Raw genomic sequence first — 15523 nt, 5'->3', positions numbered from 1 at the left:
TGTGTATAAGAGACGGGTACGGGGCCGGGGTCAGACGAGGGGGCGGAGGCGGGCCGGGTCGGCGGGGCTGGTGCCCTCCCTGGTCCCGGCGAGCAGGACACTGCCCTTGCGCCAGTCCTCCCAGTCGACGTTCCAGTCGCCGAAGCCGTTGCCGAATTCCTCCATGTAGTCACCGGCGCTGTTGATGACCTGGACGAGATCGCCCTCCTGCACGTTCTCGAAGAACCAGGCGGCGTTGCCGGTGGACATGCCGACACAGCCGTGGCTGACGTTCGCGGACCCCTGCGACCCCACCGACCAGGGCGCGGCGTGGACGTACTCACCGCTCCAGGTGACCCGGGTCGCCCAGTACACCGGCAGGTCGTAGCCCTCGCCGCCGCCGATGCCGACGCTGGTGCCCCGCATCCGTACGAAGTACTCCTTGCCCAGGATGACCTTGATGCCGTTGCGGGTGGAGAAGCCGGGCTTGCCGGTGGTCACCGGGATGCTGGTGACCTCTTCGCCGTTGCGGTACAGCGTCATGTAGTGCGAGCTGGCGTCGACGATGGCCTCGACCCGGTCGCCGGTGGTGAGTTGGAGCGGCTTGACCTGGCCGCCGTACAGCTTGTCGCTGATCTTCACACCCTGGAGGGTGCTGAACGCGGTGATCTTGCCGTTGGCGGGCCAGTACTCCTTGGGGCGGTAGTGGAGTTCCTCGTCGTCCACCCAGTACCAGGCGCCCTCCTCCGCGGGAGGGTTGGAGCGGACCTTCAGTGACCGCTCGATGACATCCCTGGCCTTCTTGTTGGTGATCGGCTGGCTGAGCGTGGCGGTGATGGGCTGCCCCACCCCGTACTCGCCCTTGTCCGGGCCGAATTCGACGGTCAGGGTCCGCTTGGGCGGGAGGGTCTCGAAGGTGAGGGTCCGCGCACCGGGTTTGCCCTTCTTGTTCTCGGTGGCGACCCTGACGGTGTAGCGGGAGCCGGCCGCCAGCGGTGCCGTGGAGTGCCAGCGCAGCCCGTCGGCGGTGAGTTCACCCGCCAGATAGTGGCCCGCCTTGTCGACGGCGTTGACGTCCGTGATCCGCTCACCCTTGGCGGTGACTTCGAGCGGCTTGTTGGGATCGACCTTCGAGGCGCCCGCGGGCGTACTGAAGACGATCTTCCCCGGGGCGGCTTCGCGCGGCTTCCCGGAGAGCGGGTGCGGCCCGTCTTCACCGCACGCGGTCGCGCTCGCCCCAAGGGACACGACCAGCAGAGTGCAGGTGAGGACGGCGCGCAGACGTGGCGTGTGGTTCATGAGCACACGGTAGGAAGATCTTTCCGGGACCGCGCGGCGAGCGGGGCAAACGGGGGGCCCGGCCTACTCCGAAGGAGTAGACCGGGCCCCTGGTGAACCGTTCCGCGGTGTCCTACTGGTTCTGGTTCTCGCCCCGGTAGAACTCGAAGACCCAGCCCCACAGGCCGATCAGGATCAGCGGCAGCGAGAAGTACAGCAGCCACCAGCCGATGGCGATTCCGAGGAACGCGAGCGCGCCACCGACGCCGAGCGAGAACGGCTGCCAGCTGTGCGGGGCGAAGAACCCCACCTCACCGGCCTCGTCCGAGACATCGGCTTCCTTGTCGTCCTGGGCCATCGCGTCCACCCTGCGGGCGGTGAAGGCCAGATAGAAGCCGATCATGACGCTCAGCCCGAAGGCCAGGAACAGCGCGGTCGTACCGGCCGGCTCCTTCGACCACACGCCGTACAGCACGGCGGCGGCCAGGATGAAGACGCTCAGCCAGATGAACATCTTGCCTTGGACCTTCACTTCGCGGCCTCCTTTCCGCCGACGAGGGCCGCGGTCTCGGCCTCGTGGCCGAGGTTTTCGAGCGCGGCGATCTCAGGGTGGTGCAGATCGAACGCCGGGGACTCCGAGCGGATCCTCGGCAGCGACACGAAGTTGTGCCGCGGGGGCGGGCAGGACGTCGCCCACTCCAGCGAACGGCCGTAGCCCCAGGGGTCGTCGACCTCGACCTTCTTGCCGTACTTGGCCGTCTTCCAGACGTTGTAGAGGAACGGCAGGATCGACAGGCCGAGGACGAACGAGCTGATCGTGGAGATGGTGTTCAGCGCGGTGAAGCCGTCCGAGGCGAGATAGTCCGCGTACCGGCGGGGCATGCCCTCGGCACCCAGCCAGTGCTGGACCAGGAAGGTGCCGTGGAAGCCGATGAACAGCGTCCAGAAGGTGATCTTCCCGAGTCGCTCGTCCAGCATCTTGCCGGTGAACTTCGGCCACCAGAAGTGGAATCCGGCGAACATCGCGAACACCACGGTGCCGAAGACGACGTAGTGGAAGTGCGCGACGACGAAGTACGAGTCGGAGACGTGGAAGTCCATCGGCGGCGACGCCAGGATCACACCGGTCAGACCACCGAAAGTGAAGGTGACCAGGAAGCCGATCGTCCAGAGCATCGGTGTCTCGAAGGACAGTGAGCCCTTCCACATGGTCCCGATCCAGTTGAAGAACTTCACACCGGTCGGTACCGCGATCAGGAAGGTCATGAACGAGAAGAACGGCAGCAGTACGCCGCCGGTCACATACATGTGGTGCGCCCACACCGTGACGGAGAGACCCGCGATGGAGATCGTCGCGCCGATCAGACCGATGTAGCCGAACATCGGCTTGCGGCTGAAGACCGGGATCACTTCGGAGATGATGCCGAAGAACGGCAGGGCGATGATGTACACCTCTGGATGGCCGAAGAACCAGAAGAGGTGCTGCCAGAGCAGCGCTCCGCCGTTGGCCGAGTCGAAGACGTGCGCTCCGAACTTGCGGTCCGCCTCCAGGGCGAAGAGCGCGGCGGCCAGCACCGGGAAGGCCAGCAGGACCAGCACACCGGTCAGCAGCACGTTCCAGGTGAAGATCGGCATCCGGAACATCGTCATGCCGGGGGCGCGCATGCAGATGATCGTGGTGATGAAGTTGACGGAGCCGAGGATCGTACCGAAGCCGGAGAAGGCCAGACCCATGATCCACAGGTCGGCGCCGATGCCCGGCGACCGGACCGCGTCGGACAGCGGCGCGTAGGCGAACCATCCGAAGTCGGCGGCGCCCTGCGGGGTGAGGAAGCCGCTGACGGCGATGAGCGAGCCGAAGAGGTACAGCCAGTACGCGAACATGTTCAGCCGCGGGAACGCCACATCGGGCGCGCCGATCTGGAGCGGCATGATCCAGTTGGCGAATCCCGCGAAGAGCGGCGTCGCGAACATCAGCAGCATGATCGTGCCGTGCATCGTGAACGCCTGGTTGAACTGCTCGTTCGACATGATCTGCGTACCGGGGCGGGCCAGCTCGGCGCGCATGAAGAGCGCCATCACACCGCCGATGCAGAAGAACACGAACGACGTGACCAGGTACATCGTGCCGATCGTCTTGTGGTCGGTGGTGGTCAGCCACTTCACGACGACATTGCCCGGCTGCTTGCGCCGTACCGGCAGCTCGTTCTCGTACGAGTCGTCTGCTGCTGCGGCGGCACCCTGGGGTTCGTTGAGGATGCTCACAGTTTGTTCGTCTCCGCGTTCTTGGCCGGATCCGTCTGCGCGATGCCCGACGGGAGGTAGCCGCTCTGGCCCTTCTTGGCCAGCTCTTCGAGGTGCTGCTGGTAGCGCTCCGGGGAGACCACCTTGACGTTGAAGAGCATCCGCGAGTGGTCGACGCCGCACAGCTCGGCGCACTTGCCCAGGAAGGTGCCCTCCTGGCTGGGGGTCACCTCGAAGGAGTTGGTGTGCCCCGGGATGACGTCCTGCTTCATCAGGAACGGCACCACCCAGAAGGAGTGGATGACATCACGCGAGGTCAGGATGAACCGGACCTTCTCCCCCTTGGGAAGCCACAGGGTCGGGCCCGGATTGCCGGTCTGGGGGTTGCGCTCGCCCGGGACACCGGCGTCATAGACACCCTCGGCCCCCTGCGGGAACTGCTTGGTGAACCGGTTGGGAATGGCGTCGAGTTCCTTGGGGACCTTGGTCCCCGTCGACGGGTTGCCGTCAACGTTCTCGATGTAGTTGAAGCCCCAGCTCCACTGGTAGCCGACCACGTTCACGGTGTGGGCGGGCTTCTCGGAGAGCGAGAGGAGCTTCGACTCGTCACGTGCGGTGAAGTAGAAGAGCACCGAGACGATGATGAGCGGGACCACGGTGTACAGCGCCTCGATGGGCATGTTGTACCGGGTCTGCGGAGGTACCTCCACCTTGGTGCGGCTGCGCCGGTGGAAGATGACGCTCCACAGGATCAGACCCCATACCAGGATGCCCGTGACGAGCGCTGCCGCCCACGAGCCCTGCCAGAGGGAGAGGATCCTGGGCGCCTCCTCCGTCACTGGGGTGGGCATTCCGAGGCGGGGGAAGTCCTTGTATGTGCAACCGGTGGCGGTCGCGAGGATCAGGCCCGCAGTCAGCACCTGCGGCAGCGTCCGCCGCATCGGGCGCCGCGACGAGCGGTCGGAGCCGTTGGGACTCACGTAGCGCCTTCCCGAGAGTCTCGCCCGCGCGGCCGGCCGCGGCCGTCTCGCTGGTCGGTCGTCGGCCCTGACGCGGGCAGGGGTTTGGATGTTTATGCGGACCAAACCCTACTGGACGCGTATCGGGGCCGTGCGGGGAGGGTGCCCAACGCGCCGGAGGCCCGTCCCGGCACCGTGCGGCACCGCGCCGGAGGGGCTCCGGCGCACCGTACTAGCGTGGTGGTGTGTCCTATTTCGACGTCGCTTCCTCCGCTCCGCTGCACCCCGTCGCCCGGCAGGCGCTTCAGGCGTCGCTCGACGAGGGGTGGGCCGACCCCGCCCGGCTCTACCGCGAGGGGCGGCGGGCCGTGCTGCTGCTGAACACCGCGCGGGAGGCCGCCGCCGAGGCGGTCGGCTGCCGCCCCGACGAGCTGACGTTCACCCCTTCGGGGACCCACGCGGTGCACTCCGGGATGGCCGGCGCGCTCGCGGGCCGCCGCAGGACCGGACGGCATCTCGTGGTCTCCGCGGTCGAGCACTCCTCGGTGCTGCACGCGGCGACGGCCCATGAGGAGGCGACGGGCGGGACGGTGACCGAGGTGCCGGTGGACCGGTACGGGGCGGTGGCGCCGGAGACGTACGCCGAGGCCCTGCGCGAGGACACCGCCCTGGCCTGTCTCCAGTCCGCCAGCCACGAGGTGGGTACGGAACAGCCGGTGGCCGCGGTCGCCGAGGCGTGCCGGAGCCGGTCGGTGCCGCTGCTGGTGGACGCGGCGCAGTCGCTGGGCTGGGGTCCGGTGGACGGCGCCTGGTCGCTGCTGACGGCGAGCGCGCACAAGTGGGGCGGCCCGGCGGGGGTCGGGCTGCTCGCCGTACGGAAAGGTGTCAGGTTCGCCCCGCGGGGTCCGGCCGACGAGCGGGAGTCGGGGCGCGCCCCGGGCTTCCAGAACATCCCGGCGATCGTGGCCGCGGTGGCCTCGCTGCGCGCGGTGCGCGCGGAGGCGGCGGACGAGGCGGTACGGCTGCGGGCGCTGGTGGACCGGATCAGGGCCCGGGTGCCGGAGCTGGTGCCGGATGTCGAGGTGGTGGGCGATCCGGAGCGCCGGCTCCCCCATCTCGTCACCTTCTCCTGTCTCTATGTCGACGGGGAGGCACTGCTGCACGCGCTGGACCGGGCGGGCTTCTCGGTTTCCTCGGGCTCGTCCTGTACGAGCAGCACGCTGACCCCGAGCCATGTGCTGCGGGCGATGGGGGTGCTGTCGGAGGGGAATGTCCGGGTCTCGCTGCCGCCGGGCACACCGGAGGCGGAGGTGGACCGCTTCCTGGAGGTGCTGCCGGACGCGGTGGCCGGGGTAAGGGAGCGGCTCGGCGCCCCGGTCTCCCCCGCCGTCGGCCCGGACGGCGGGCCGGCGCTGGTGGTCGACGCGCTCGGCAAGCGATGCCCGGTTCCGGTGATCGAGCTGGCCAAGGTGTTCGGCGGGGTCCCGGTGGGCGGGACGGTGACCGTACTGTCGGACGACGAGGCCGCGCGGCTGGACATCCCGGCGTGGTGCGGGATGCGCGGCCAGGAATATCTGGGCGAGCAGCCGGCGGACCACGGTGTCGCTTATATGGTCCGCCGGGTCTCGTGATCCCGGGGAGCGCCGCTCAGGATCCCGGGAAACTCAGGATCCCGGGAAGCCCGTGATCCCGGGGAAGGCGCCGGTCAGGCGGCCGTCTCGGGAAGGTGCGCGTGGACCTCGGCCGCGGCGTCATGTCCGTACGCCTTGGTGAAGCGCTCCATGAAGTGGTTCCTGCGCAGGGTGTACTCCTGCGTGCCCACGGTCTCGATGACCAGTGTCGCGAGCATGCAGCCGACCTGGGCCGCGCGCTCCAGTCCGACGCCCCAGGAGAGGCCGGAGAGGAAGCCGGCGCGGAAGGCGTCGCCGACGCCGGTCGGGTCGGCCTTGGTCTCCTCCTCCGCGCAGCCGACGACGATCGGCTCCTCGCCGGTCCTGTCGACCCGGACGCCCTGCTTGCCGAGGGTGGTGACGCGGTGGCCGACCCTGGAGAGGATCTCGGCGTCGCTCCAGCCGGTCTTGGACTCGATGAGCCCCTTCTCGTACTCGTTGGAGAAGAGGTAGGTCGCGCCGTCGAGCAGGGTACGGATCTCCTCGCCCTCCATCCGCGCGATCTGCTGCGAGAAGTCGGCGGCGAACGGGATCCCGCGGGTACGGCACTCCTCGGTGTGGCGGAGCATGGCCTCGGGGTCGTCCGCGCCGATCAGCACGAGGTCGAGCCCGCCGACCCGGTCGGCGACCTTCTTGAGCTCGATCTGGCGGGCCTCGCTCATCGCGCCCGCGTAGAAGGAGCCGAGCTGGTTGTGGTCGGCGTCCGTCGTGCAGACGAACCGCGCGGTGTGCAGGACCTCGGAGATCCGGACCGATTCGGTGTCCACCCCATGGCGGTCGAGCCACGCGCGGTACTCGTCGAAGTCCGCGCCGGCCGCGCCGACCAGGAGCGGCCGGGTGCCGAGCTGGCCCATGCCGAAGCAGATGTTCGCCCCGACGCCTCCCCGGCGCACCTCGAGGTTGTCCACGAGGAAGGAGAGGGAGATCGTGTGGAGCTGGTCGGCGACCAACTGGTCGGCGAAGCGGCCGGGGAAGGTCATCAGATGGTCGGTGGCGATGGAGCCGGTGACTGCGATTCGCACGGCGTGAACGCTCCTGCTGAAGGAGAACGGTGGACGGTTCACGCTACCCGGTCGGGCAGCCCCCTTCCTAAGGCCTGGACAACTCCGAGACCGACCCGATAGCGGCTCTCCAGCGGAATCCCCGTTCGCCGTCCGGCGGGGAACCGGCCGGGCCCCCGTTCCGTCCCACCGGTGTCTTGGGCGGATCGCGGTCGAGGGAGAGCAGCGATGAGCGGTACGGAGCGGCCCCAGCACAGCCTTGAGCAGGGCACGGACCGCGCGGACCGAGCGCGTCGGCGGTTCTCGCCGCTCGCGGTCGCCATGGTGGCGGCGGCCGTACTGATCGCCGGGGGCGGTGGCGCGTATCTGGCCACGAGTGGTTCCGGCGGCGAAAGCGGCGCGGACGGCGGCGGGAGCGGTACGCCGAAGGGTGAACGCGGCGACCGCTACCCGTCGCCGCTCGCCCTGGACGAGCCGGCGGGCGCCACCGAGGGCGGTGCGCCGGGTGTCGCACCGGGCGAGCCCGATCCGCGGGGGTTCGTCTACCGCGCGACGGGCCCGCTGCCCGACGGCCCAGGCACGGCCCGTGTGTACCGGCCGTCCGGCGAGGTCACGGCGGCAGAGGTGGCCGGGCTGGCCGGGGCGCTCGGGCTGGCGGGCGCTCCGCGCCCGGACGGCGAGTACTGGAAGGTCGGCACGGAGAAGGACGGTTCGGGCCCGCTGCTCCGGGTCGCCCGGCAGGCGCCCGGGACCTGGACGTTCGCCCGGTTCGGCCCCGCGTCGGGCGGTGACGACTGCCGCAAGGGCGAGAGCTGCCAGGGCGACAACTGTCTGAAGGTCACAAGCTGCGCGGGCGGCGGCCCGGACGGCACCGCTGGCTCCGGGGCGGGCGCCGTGAGTGAGGCGGTCGCGAAGAAGGCGGCGGCTCCGGTGCTGAAGGCGGCGGGCCAGGGCGATGCCGCGCTCGACGCCGGTCAACTGATGGGCGCGGTACGGGTGGTGAACGCGGACCCGGTGGTCGGCGGACTGCCCACCCATGGCTGGTCGACCGGGATCCAGGTCGGCGCGGACGGCCAGGTCGTCGGCGGTACGGGCCAGTTGGCGGCGCCGCGGGAGGGCGCCGCGTATCCGGTGATCGGCGCGGACAAGGCGCTGGAAGAGCTGAACCGGACCTCCGGCGATCTGCGCGGCTCCGGCCCGGTCGTGGACTGCGCCACCTCGATGCCGCTGGAGAAGCCTGCGGAAGACGGCCGGTCCACGGATCCGTGCGCGCCGCGGACCGTGGTGGACGCGGAGCCGGTGGAGATCGGCCGGGCGGTGTTCGGGCTGGCGCTGCGGTCCTCGGGCGGGCAGGGGGTGCTCGTACCGGCGTGGCTGTTCGAGGTGGTGCCGGGCGGCGGTACGCCTCCGTACACCCTGGCGCAGACCGCGGTGGCTCCGGATTTCCTGACGAAGACCGCGCCGGAGTCCTCGCCCGCGCCGGGGCGCGAGCCGGGCGGCGGCCTGGGCTTCACCTCGTACGGAGTCGACGGCCGGACCCTGGAGCTGCGCTTCATGGGCGGGGTGTGCGGCTCGTACGCGGCCGTGGCGGACGAGAGCGATACGGCGGTGACCGTACGGCTGTCCCACACCGAGCCGGCGCCGGGGACGGTCTGTATCACCCTCGCCAAGGAGCAGACCGTATCGGTGAGGCTGGCGGAGCCGCTGGGCGGCCGGCAGGTGATCGACCGGGCGTCGGGCGAGCGGATGCCCAGGTTCTGACGGACGCCCGGCCGGGGAGAACGGCCGGGCCACGGGACGTGCGTGCCATCCGGGCACGCATAGGGAAGGCGGCGGGCCCGAGGGGGGACCGCCGCCTTTCTGTACCCGTGTCTGTACCCGTACGTCCTTCGGCCCACGGCCTCCGGCGGGGTCCGGCCGGGGGCTCAGCTGAAGGAGTCGCCGCAGGCGCAGGAGCCCGTCGCGTTCGGGTTGTCGATCGTGAAGCCCTGCTTCTCGATGGTGTCGACGAAGTCGATGGAGGCACCGCCGAGGTACGGCGCGCTCATCCGGTCGGTGACGACCTTGACACCGCCGAACTCCTTGACGACATCGCCGTCCAGCGAGCGCTCGTCGAAGAAGAGCTGGTAACGCAGGCCGGAGCAGCCGCCGGGCTGTACGGCGACCCGCAGCGCGAGATCGTCCCGGCCTTCCTGGTCCAGCAGGGCCTTGACCTTGCTCGCGGCGGCGTCGGACAGGAGGATGCCGTCGCTCACGGTGGTGGTCTCGTCCGATACGGACATCGTCTTCTCTCCCGGGTTGTACGGACTGCTTGCCGACAGTGCAACCGGCTCGGCCGCGGATTCATTCCGGGCGCTGGCGCGTGTCTGTTGCCGTTCTTATGCCGTCTTCATGCTCGCACACCCGCTCGCTGATCGTCAGCGGTCGGCCGTGGCCAGGGGTTCGGCGGGGCCCGGCCGGGCCGCCACGGGAATGCGTCACATCGACGCTATCGCCATCGTCAAAGTGACACGAAAGGAGTTATGATAGATAGCGTCAATTCGACGAAAAGGCTTGGTCCAGGCTTCGTTCCAGAGAAGCGTTCGCAGAGAAGAAAGGGTGTGTGACGTGACCACCGCCCAGCCCCGACAGGACCTCGACGTCCGGCCGACGCCCCTCGCCCTGCTGCTGCTCGGCCGGGAGGCCGACCCGCGGAGCGAGCGGGGCGTGGAGTGTCCCGGCGATCTGCCCGCCCCGTCCGACCCGGACCTGGTCGAGCGCGCCCGCGCGGCCAAGGAGAAGCTCGGGGACAAGGTGTTCGTCCTCGGCCATCACTACCAGCGCGACGAGGTCATCCAGTTCGCGGATGTCACCGGGGACTCCTTCAAGCTGGCCAGGGACGCGGCGGCGCGGCCCGGCGCGGAGTACATCGTCTTCTGCGGTGTGCACTTCATGGCCGAGTCCGCGGACATCCTGACCTCGGACGACCAGAAGGTCGTGCTGCCCGATCTCGCGGCCGGCTGCTCCATGGCCGACATGGCCACGGCCGAGCAGGTCGCGGAGTGCTGGGACGTGCTGACCGACGCGGGCATAGCCGGGCAGGTCGTGCCCGTCTCGTACATGAACTCCTCGGCCGACATCAAGGCGTTCACCGGCAAGCACGGCGGCACGATCTGTACGTCGTCGAATGCCGCGCGCGCCCTGAACTGGGCCTTCGAGCAGGGCGAGAAGGTGCTCTTCCTGCCCGATCAGCACCTCGGGCGCAACACCGCGGTACGGGAGCTGGGGCTGTCCCTGGAGGACTGTGTCCTCTACAACCCGCACAAGCCCAACGGCGGTCTGACGGCCGAGGAGCTGCGGAACGCGAAGATGATCCTGTGGCGCGGGCACTGCTCGGTGCACGGCCGTTTCTCTCTGGACTCCGTCCGGGAGGTACGGGAGCGGATCCCCGGGGTGAATGTGCTGGTGCACCCGGAGTGCAAGCACGAGGTCGTGGCGGCGGCGGACCACGTCGGCTCGACGGAGTACATCATCAAGGCGCTGGAGGCGGCGCCGGCGGGCTCGAAGTGGGCGGTCGGTACGGAGCTGAATCTGGTCCAGCGCCTGGCGAACCGTTTCGCCTCGGAGGACAAGGAGATCGTCTTCCTCGACAGGACGGTGTGCTTCTGCTCGACGATGAACCGGATCGATCTGCCGCATCTCGTCTGGGCACTGGAGTCGCTGGCTGAGGGCAACGAGGTCAACCGCATCCAGGTCGACAAGGAGACGGCGGACTTCGCACAGCTCGCCCTGGAACGGATGCTGGCACTGCCGTAGGCGGCGCGGGCCGGCGAGGCCCCGGCCATGTACGGCGTCGGGGGCGCCCACCCACGGAGCGCCCCCGCACCGCCCTGCGGCACCCGTCGCAGGGCGGCCTGTCGGCCCGCCCCGGCTATCTCTTGGTTCTGACCCGCGGACAGGTCACCGCCGCGGTGCGTCGTACGACTTGGGCAGGCGCATGCCGCGCTCGGACATGATGTCGCGCACGCGGTCGGGGTAGTCGGTGATGATGCCGTCGATGCCCATGTCCATGAGCGCCTCGATCGTGGCGGGGTCGTCACACGTCCACGGGATGACCTTCAGACCGCGCTTGTGGGCGTCGGAGATCATCTTCTTGTCGGGGTAGAAGCGGAAGTTCGGGTCCGCGATCGTGCCGTTCTGCGGGAAGCCGTAGTTCGGGGAGAGCGCGGTGACACCGGGGACGGTGGACGCGGCCTTGACGAAGTCGCCGTCGTAGTCGTCGGCGTCGATGCCGCCGAGCCACGGGGAGGCGCCCTCCTTGCCGACCTGGAGGAAGTCGTAGTTCGTCAGCGCCACCAGCGGGTACTTCGGCGCCAGCTTGTGCATGGCCTTCAGCGCGCCCCAGTCGAAGGACTGGATGGTGACCTGCTTCTCGATGCCCGAGCGGTGGATCTCCTCGTACACACGGCGGACGAACAGCTCGCGCGGAGCGGTCTGCTCGGGGGCGCCGGCCTCCACCTTCGTCTCGATGTTCAGCTTGACCTGCTTGGCCCGGTAGCTCTTGACCAGGTCGAGGACGTCCTTCAGCTCCACCATGCGGAAGCCCTTGATCTGCTCCTGCTCGGGGTAGCCGGGCAGCTGCTGGTAGCCGCAGTCCATCGTCTTGAGCTGGGCCAGCGTCAGGTCCTTGATGTACTTCCCGACGTACGGGTACATCGGGTCGCCCGGCACGACCGGCCCGGTGTCCTTGCACTTCTGGGCGCTGATCTGCCGGTCGTGGTTGACGACGACCTTGCTGTCCTTGGTGACGTGGGTGTCCAGCTCCAGCGTGCTCACGCCGAGGCGCAGCGCCTTGCCGAAGCCCTCCAGGGACTCCTCGGTGGTCAGGCCGAGGCCGCCGCGGTGGGCCTGGAGGTCGAAGTGGGTCTTCTGGGGCGGGACGTGACCGTGGTGGCCATGGGCTGTGGCCGCCTGGGCGGTCGCCGGGACGGCGAGCGCCGGTACGACGGTCAGGGCGGCGAAGGCGTGCCAGAGGGACATCTGAACCTCGTCTGCTTCGGGCGGGACTGGACCGGACCCGGTGACGCTAATTCGCCGGGTCCGGTGCGCGTGAAGCTCAGACGTTAGGGGGCCATGAACGCCAGAGGAACGGTTGTTCCGCACAACGTTCCCCGCAAAAAGCCATCGCCCCGGAGCGGCCCGCATATCGCGGGCGCTCCGGGGCGAACAGCGTTCAGACCGTCAGACGTTGGCCGGTTCCGGGTCCGGAGCGGGCTCCGGGGCCGGGGCGCCGCCCGACCTCGCGTGCCGCTTCGCCGCCTTCTTCTTCGCCCGGCGCTCCTTGCGCAGCTCGACCATCGCGTACAGCGTCGGTACGAGCAGCAGCGTCAGCAGCGTCGAGGTCACCAGACCGCCGATCACCACGACCGCGAGCGGCTGGGCGATGAACCCGCCCTCGCCCGTGATGCCCAGCGCCATCGGCAGCAGCGCGAAGATGGTCGCCAGCGCGGTCATCAGGATCGGGCGCAGTCGGTGACGGCCGCCCTCGACGACCGCCTCGACCACACCGAGCCCCTGCCTGCGGTACTGGTTGATCAGGTCGATCAGCACGATCGCGTTGGTCACCACGATGCCGATCAGCATCAGCATGCCGATCATCGCCGGGACACCCATCGGCGTACCGGTCAGGATCAGCAGCCCGATCGCGCCGGTCGCCGCGAACGGGATCGACACCAGCAGGATCAGCGGCTGGATCAGCGAGCGGAAGGTCGCGACCAGCAGCATGAAGACGATCGCGATGGCCGCCAGCATGGCGAGGGCGAGCTGGGTGAACGCCTCGCCCTGGTCCTGCGAGACACCGCCGATGGACGCGGTCGCGCCCTCCGGCAGATCCAGCGCGTCGATCTTCGACTGGAGCGAGGCGCTGACCGCGCCGGTGTTGTCACCGGTCGGCCTGGCCGTGATGGTCGCGGCGCGCGAGCCGTCGATCCTGGTCATGGTGACCGGGCCCGGCACCAGCTTCACATCGGCGATCTGGCCGAGCTTGACCGGGCCGAGCGACAGGTTCTTCAGCTCGGCGAGCGTCTTGGCCGGCTTGGCGGAGGTGATCACGACATCGCGCTCGGTGTCGTCCAGGATCGCCTTGCCGGAGGTGGTGCCCCGTACCGCCTGGCCGACGGCGAGCCCCAGCGTCGCATCGGTGAATCCGGCGTCCGCGGCCTTGGAGTTGGCCTTGACCGAGATGCGCGGGACGCTCTGCGAGAGGTCGCTCTGTACGTCGGTGACGTCCTTGAGGCCCGCCACGGAGTCCCGTACCTGGTCCGCCGCCGTGCGCAGCGTGGCCGCGTCGGCGGCCTTGACGACGACGCTCAGGTCCTGGCTGCCGAAGCCGTCACCGGCGGAGATGGTCGTCTCACCGATGCCGTCGAGCCCGGCCAGCTCCTTCTCGATCCGGTCCTGCGTGGCGTCGAACGACGCGTCGTCCTTGAGAGTGACCTGGTAGGACGCCTGGTTGGCGCCCGTACCGCCGCCGAAGGCCGCCATGAAGCCGGAGGAGCCGACGGTGACCTGGTAGTCCTTGATGCCGTCGATACCGCCGAGGACGGTCTCGACCTTCTTCGCGGAGGCGTCGGCCGCTTCCAGGCTGGTGCCCGGGGCCAGCTCCTGCTTGATGGAGAGCACGTCCTGCTCGCCCTGGTCGAAGAAGTTGGTCTTGAGCAGCGGCGCCATGCCGAAGGTCGCGAGCAGCACGACGATCGCGATGGCCGCGCTGGTGAGACGGCGGCGGGTCGCGAAGCGCAGCACCGGTACGTACAGGCGCTGGAGCGGGCTGCGGGCCTCCTTCTCCTCCGCCTGGCGGCGCGCTTCCTCCGCGTCGAGTCCCTCCGTGCCCTTCGGCGCGCGCAGGAACCAGTACGAGAGCACCGGCACCACGGTGAGCGAGACCAGCAGCGAGGCGATCAGCGCAGCGGTCACAGTCAGCGAGAACGAGCCGAACAGCTCGCCGACCATGCCGCCCACCAGACCGATCGGCAGGAAGACCGCGACGGTGGTGAGGGTGGAGGAGGTGACCGCGCCCGCGACCTCCTTGACCGCGTTGAGGATGGCGCTCTCGCGCTCCTCGCCGTAGCCCAGGTGCCGCTTGATGTTCTCCAGGACGACGATCGAGTCGTCGACGACCCGGCCGATCGCGATGGTCAGCGCGCCGAGGGTGAGCATGTTGAGGGAGAGATCCCGGGTCCACAGCACGATCAGCGCCAGCACGACGGAGAGCGGGATGGAGACCGCGGTAACCAGCGTGGAGCGGATCGAGGCCAGGAAGACCAGGATCACGATCACGGCGAAGAGCAGACCGAGCGCGCCCTCGGTGGTCAGGCCCGAGATGGACTTGGAGACGGCCGGGCCCTGGTCGCTGACGACGGTCAGGGTGGCGCCGGCGCCGAGGTCCTGGCGGAGGCCGGGCAGCTTGTCCTTGACCTCATTGGAAATGGCGACCGCGCTGCCGTCGTTGTCCATGGTGGCCATGACCGCGAGGCTGGGCTTGCCGTTCGTACGGGTCAGCGAGGTCGCGGCGGACGGCTTCTGCGTGACGGTGGCGATGTCACCGAGGCGTACGGGCTTGGGCGCACCGGCGCCCGGCTGGCCGCCCGCCTGGGGCACGATCCGCAGGTCCTCGATCTGCTTGAGCGAGGTGAAGCCGCCGCCGACCTGGACCGTACGGCTCTTGCCGTCCTCGGAGAACGAACCCGCGGGGATCGCGGCGCCGCCCGACCTGAGCGCCTCGGAGAGGGCCATGGTGTTCAGACCGGCCGAGGCGAGCTTCTTGTCGTCGGGGGTGACGGCGACCTGGAGGTCGCGCACACCGTCGATGGTGACCTGTCCGACGCCGTCGATGTCCTCCAGGGACGGGACGACCGTACGTTCCAACTGGTCGGCCAGTGCCTGCTGGTCCTTGTCGGAGGTGACGGCGAGGACGACGGTCGGGATGTCGTCCGTCGAACCGGCGATGACCTGCGGGTCGACCTCGGAGGGCAACTGGGCGCGGGCGCGGTTCACGGCCTGCTGGACATCGGCGACGAGCTGCTTGGTGCCCTCGCTCCCGAAGTCGAAGCTGGCCATGACGAGGGCGTTGCCCTCGCTCGCGGTGGAGGTGATGCCGCTGATGCCGTCGACGGCCTTGAGGGAGTTCTCCAGCGGCTCGACGACCTGCTTCTCGACCACATCGGGGGAGGCGCCCTGGTAGGGGGCGAGCACCGACACCATCGGGAGTTCGATGGACGGCAGGAGCTGCTGCTTGAGCTGCGGTATCGCGATCGCTCCGAAGACGATCGCGATGATCGACATCAGCCCTATCAGGGCCCGTTGCGCGAGGCTGAATCTGGACAGCCAGGACATTGGGGTCTCTCTTCTGTGG

The 15523-nt window shown here is 69.3% G+C and carries 11 protein-coding genes; 3 read left to right on the top strand and 8 right to left on the bottom strand.

Going from position 1 to position 15523, the window contains the following annotated elements; translation table 11 throughout:
* Window positions 1–30 precede the first annotated feature (30 nt).
* From WH07_RS06785 to ctaC, 4 genes are all read right to left on the bottom strand, one after another.
* Entirely contained in the window at window positions 31–1278 is a 1248-nt protein-coding gene (locus tag WH07_RS06785) for a L,D-transpeptidase (protein ID WP_046496525.1), read from the bottom strand.
* A gap of 112 nt (window positions 1279–1390) precedes the next feature.
* Window positions 1391–1789, bottom strand: a complete 399-nt coding sequence (locus WH07_RS06780) for a cytochrome c oxidase subunit 4 (RefSeq protein WP_046496523.1) — start codon at window positions 1787–1789, stop codon at window positions 1391–1393.
* Entirely contained in the window at window positions 1786–3522 is a 1737-nt protein-coding gene (ctaD, locus tag WH07_RS06775) for an aa3-type cytochrome oxidase subunit I (protein WP_046496521.1), read from the bottom strand. The genes WH07_RS06780 and ctaD overlap by 4 nt, the downstream gene beginning before the upstream one ends.
* A complete protein-coding gene (ctaC, locus tag WH07_RS06770; protein WP_046496519.1) occupies window positions 3519–4481 on the bottom strand; it encodes an aa3-type cytochrome oxidase subunit II in 963 nt (320 codons plus the stop codon). Before ctaC ends, ctaD begins: the two co-directional genes overlap by 4 nt.
* 224 nt (window positions 4482–4705) lie before the next feature.
* On the opposite strand from ctaC, the gene WH07_RS06765 reads away from it, so the two are divergent.
* Entirely contained in the window at window positions 4706–6091 is a 1386-nt protein-coding gene (locus tag WH07_RS06765) for a cysteine desulfurase/sulfurtransferase TusA family protein (RefSeq protein ID WP_046496517.1), read from the top strand.
* 74 nt (window positions 6092–6165) lie between these two features.
* On the opposite strand, the gene WH07_RS06760 is transcribed toward WH07_RS06765, so the two are convergent.
* The gene (locus WH07_RS06760) at window positions 6166–7152 is read right to left on the bottom strand and encodes a carbohydrate kinase family protein (protein ID WP_046496515.1); all 987 of its coding nucleotides are present in this window, start codon (window positions 7150–7152) and stop codon (window positions 6166–6168) included.
* A gap of 207 nt (window positions 7153–7359) precedes the next feature.
* Here WH07_RS06760 and WH07_RS06755 point away from each other — a divergent pair, with 207 nt between their 5' ends.
* The gene (locus WH07_RS06755; protein WP_046496513.1) at window positions 7360–8892 is read left to right on the top strand and encodes a hypothetical protein; all 1533 of its coding nucleotides are present in this window, start codon (window positions 7360–7362) and stop codon (window positions 8890–8892) included.
* Window positions 8893–9056: 164 nt separating this feature from the next.
* Here the strand turns inward: WH07_RS06755 and WH07_RS06750 are convergent, their stop codons facing one another.
* Complete coding sequence (locus tag WH07_RS06750) at window positions 9057–9413, bottom strand: HesB/IscA family protein (RefSeq protein ID WP_046496510.1); 357 nt, start codon at window positions 9411–9413, stop codon at window positions 9057–9059.
* Window positions 9414–9738: 325 nt separating this feature from the next.
* Between WH07_RS06750 and nadA the strand changes: the two genes are divergently transcribed.
* The gene (gene nadA / locus WH07_RS06745; RefSeq protein WP_046496508.1) at window positions 9739–10926 is read left to right on the top strand and encodes a quinolinate synthase NadA; all 1188 of its coding nucleotides are present in this window, start codon (window positions 9739–9741) and stop codon (window positions 10924–10926) included.
* A gap of 144 nt (window positions 10927–11070) precedes the next feature.
* Here nadA and WH07_RS06740 read toward each other — a convergent pair whose 3' ends face one another.
* Both WH07_RS06740 and WH07_RS06735 read right to left on the bottom strand, forming a co-directional pair.
* Complete coding sequence (locus tag WH07_RS06740) at window positions 11071–12150, bottom strand: glycerophosphodiester phosphodiesterase family protein (protein WP_046496506.1); 1080 nt, start codon at window positions 12148–12150, stop codon at window positions 11071–11073.
* 201 nt (window positions 12151–12351) lie between these two features.
* Complete coding sequence (locus WH07_RS06735) at window positions 12352–15504, bottom strand: efflux RND transporter permease subunit (protein ID WP_046496504.1); 3153 nt, start codon at window positions 15502–15504, stop codon at window positions 12352–12354.
* Window positions 15505–15523: the final 19 nt, after the last annotated feature.

The organism is Streptomyces odonnellii, from assembly GCF_000981895.1.
Taxonomy (GTDB): domain Bacteria; phylum Actinomycetota; class Actinomycetes; order Streptomycetales; family Streptomycetaceae; genus Streptomyces; species Streptomyces odonnellii.
This window is presented reverse-complemented; position numbering and strand designations above follow the sequence as displayed.

Coding starts and splice junctions, on each gene's coding strand:
- WH07_RS06755 (WP_046496513.1), top strand. CDS start 7,360: ATGAGCGGTACGGAGCGGCCCCAGCACAGCCTTGAGCAGGGCACGGAC.
- WH07_RS06750 (WP_046496510.1), bottom strand. CDS start 9,413: ATGTCCGTATCGGACGAGACCACCACCGTGAGCGACGGCATCCTCCTG.
- WH07_RS06740 (WP_046496506.1), bottom strand. CDS start 12,150: ATGTCCCTCTGGCACGCCTTCGCCGCCCTGACCGTCGTACCGGCGCTC.
- WH07_RS06785 (WP_046496525.1), bottom strand. CDS start 1,278: ATGAACCACACGCCACGTCTGCGCGCCGTCCTCACCTGCACTCTGCTG.
- WH07_RS06735 (WP_046496504.1), bottom strand. CDS start 15,504: ATGTCCTGGCTGTCCAGATTCAGCCTCGCGCAACGGGCCCTGATAGGG.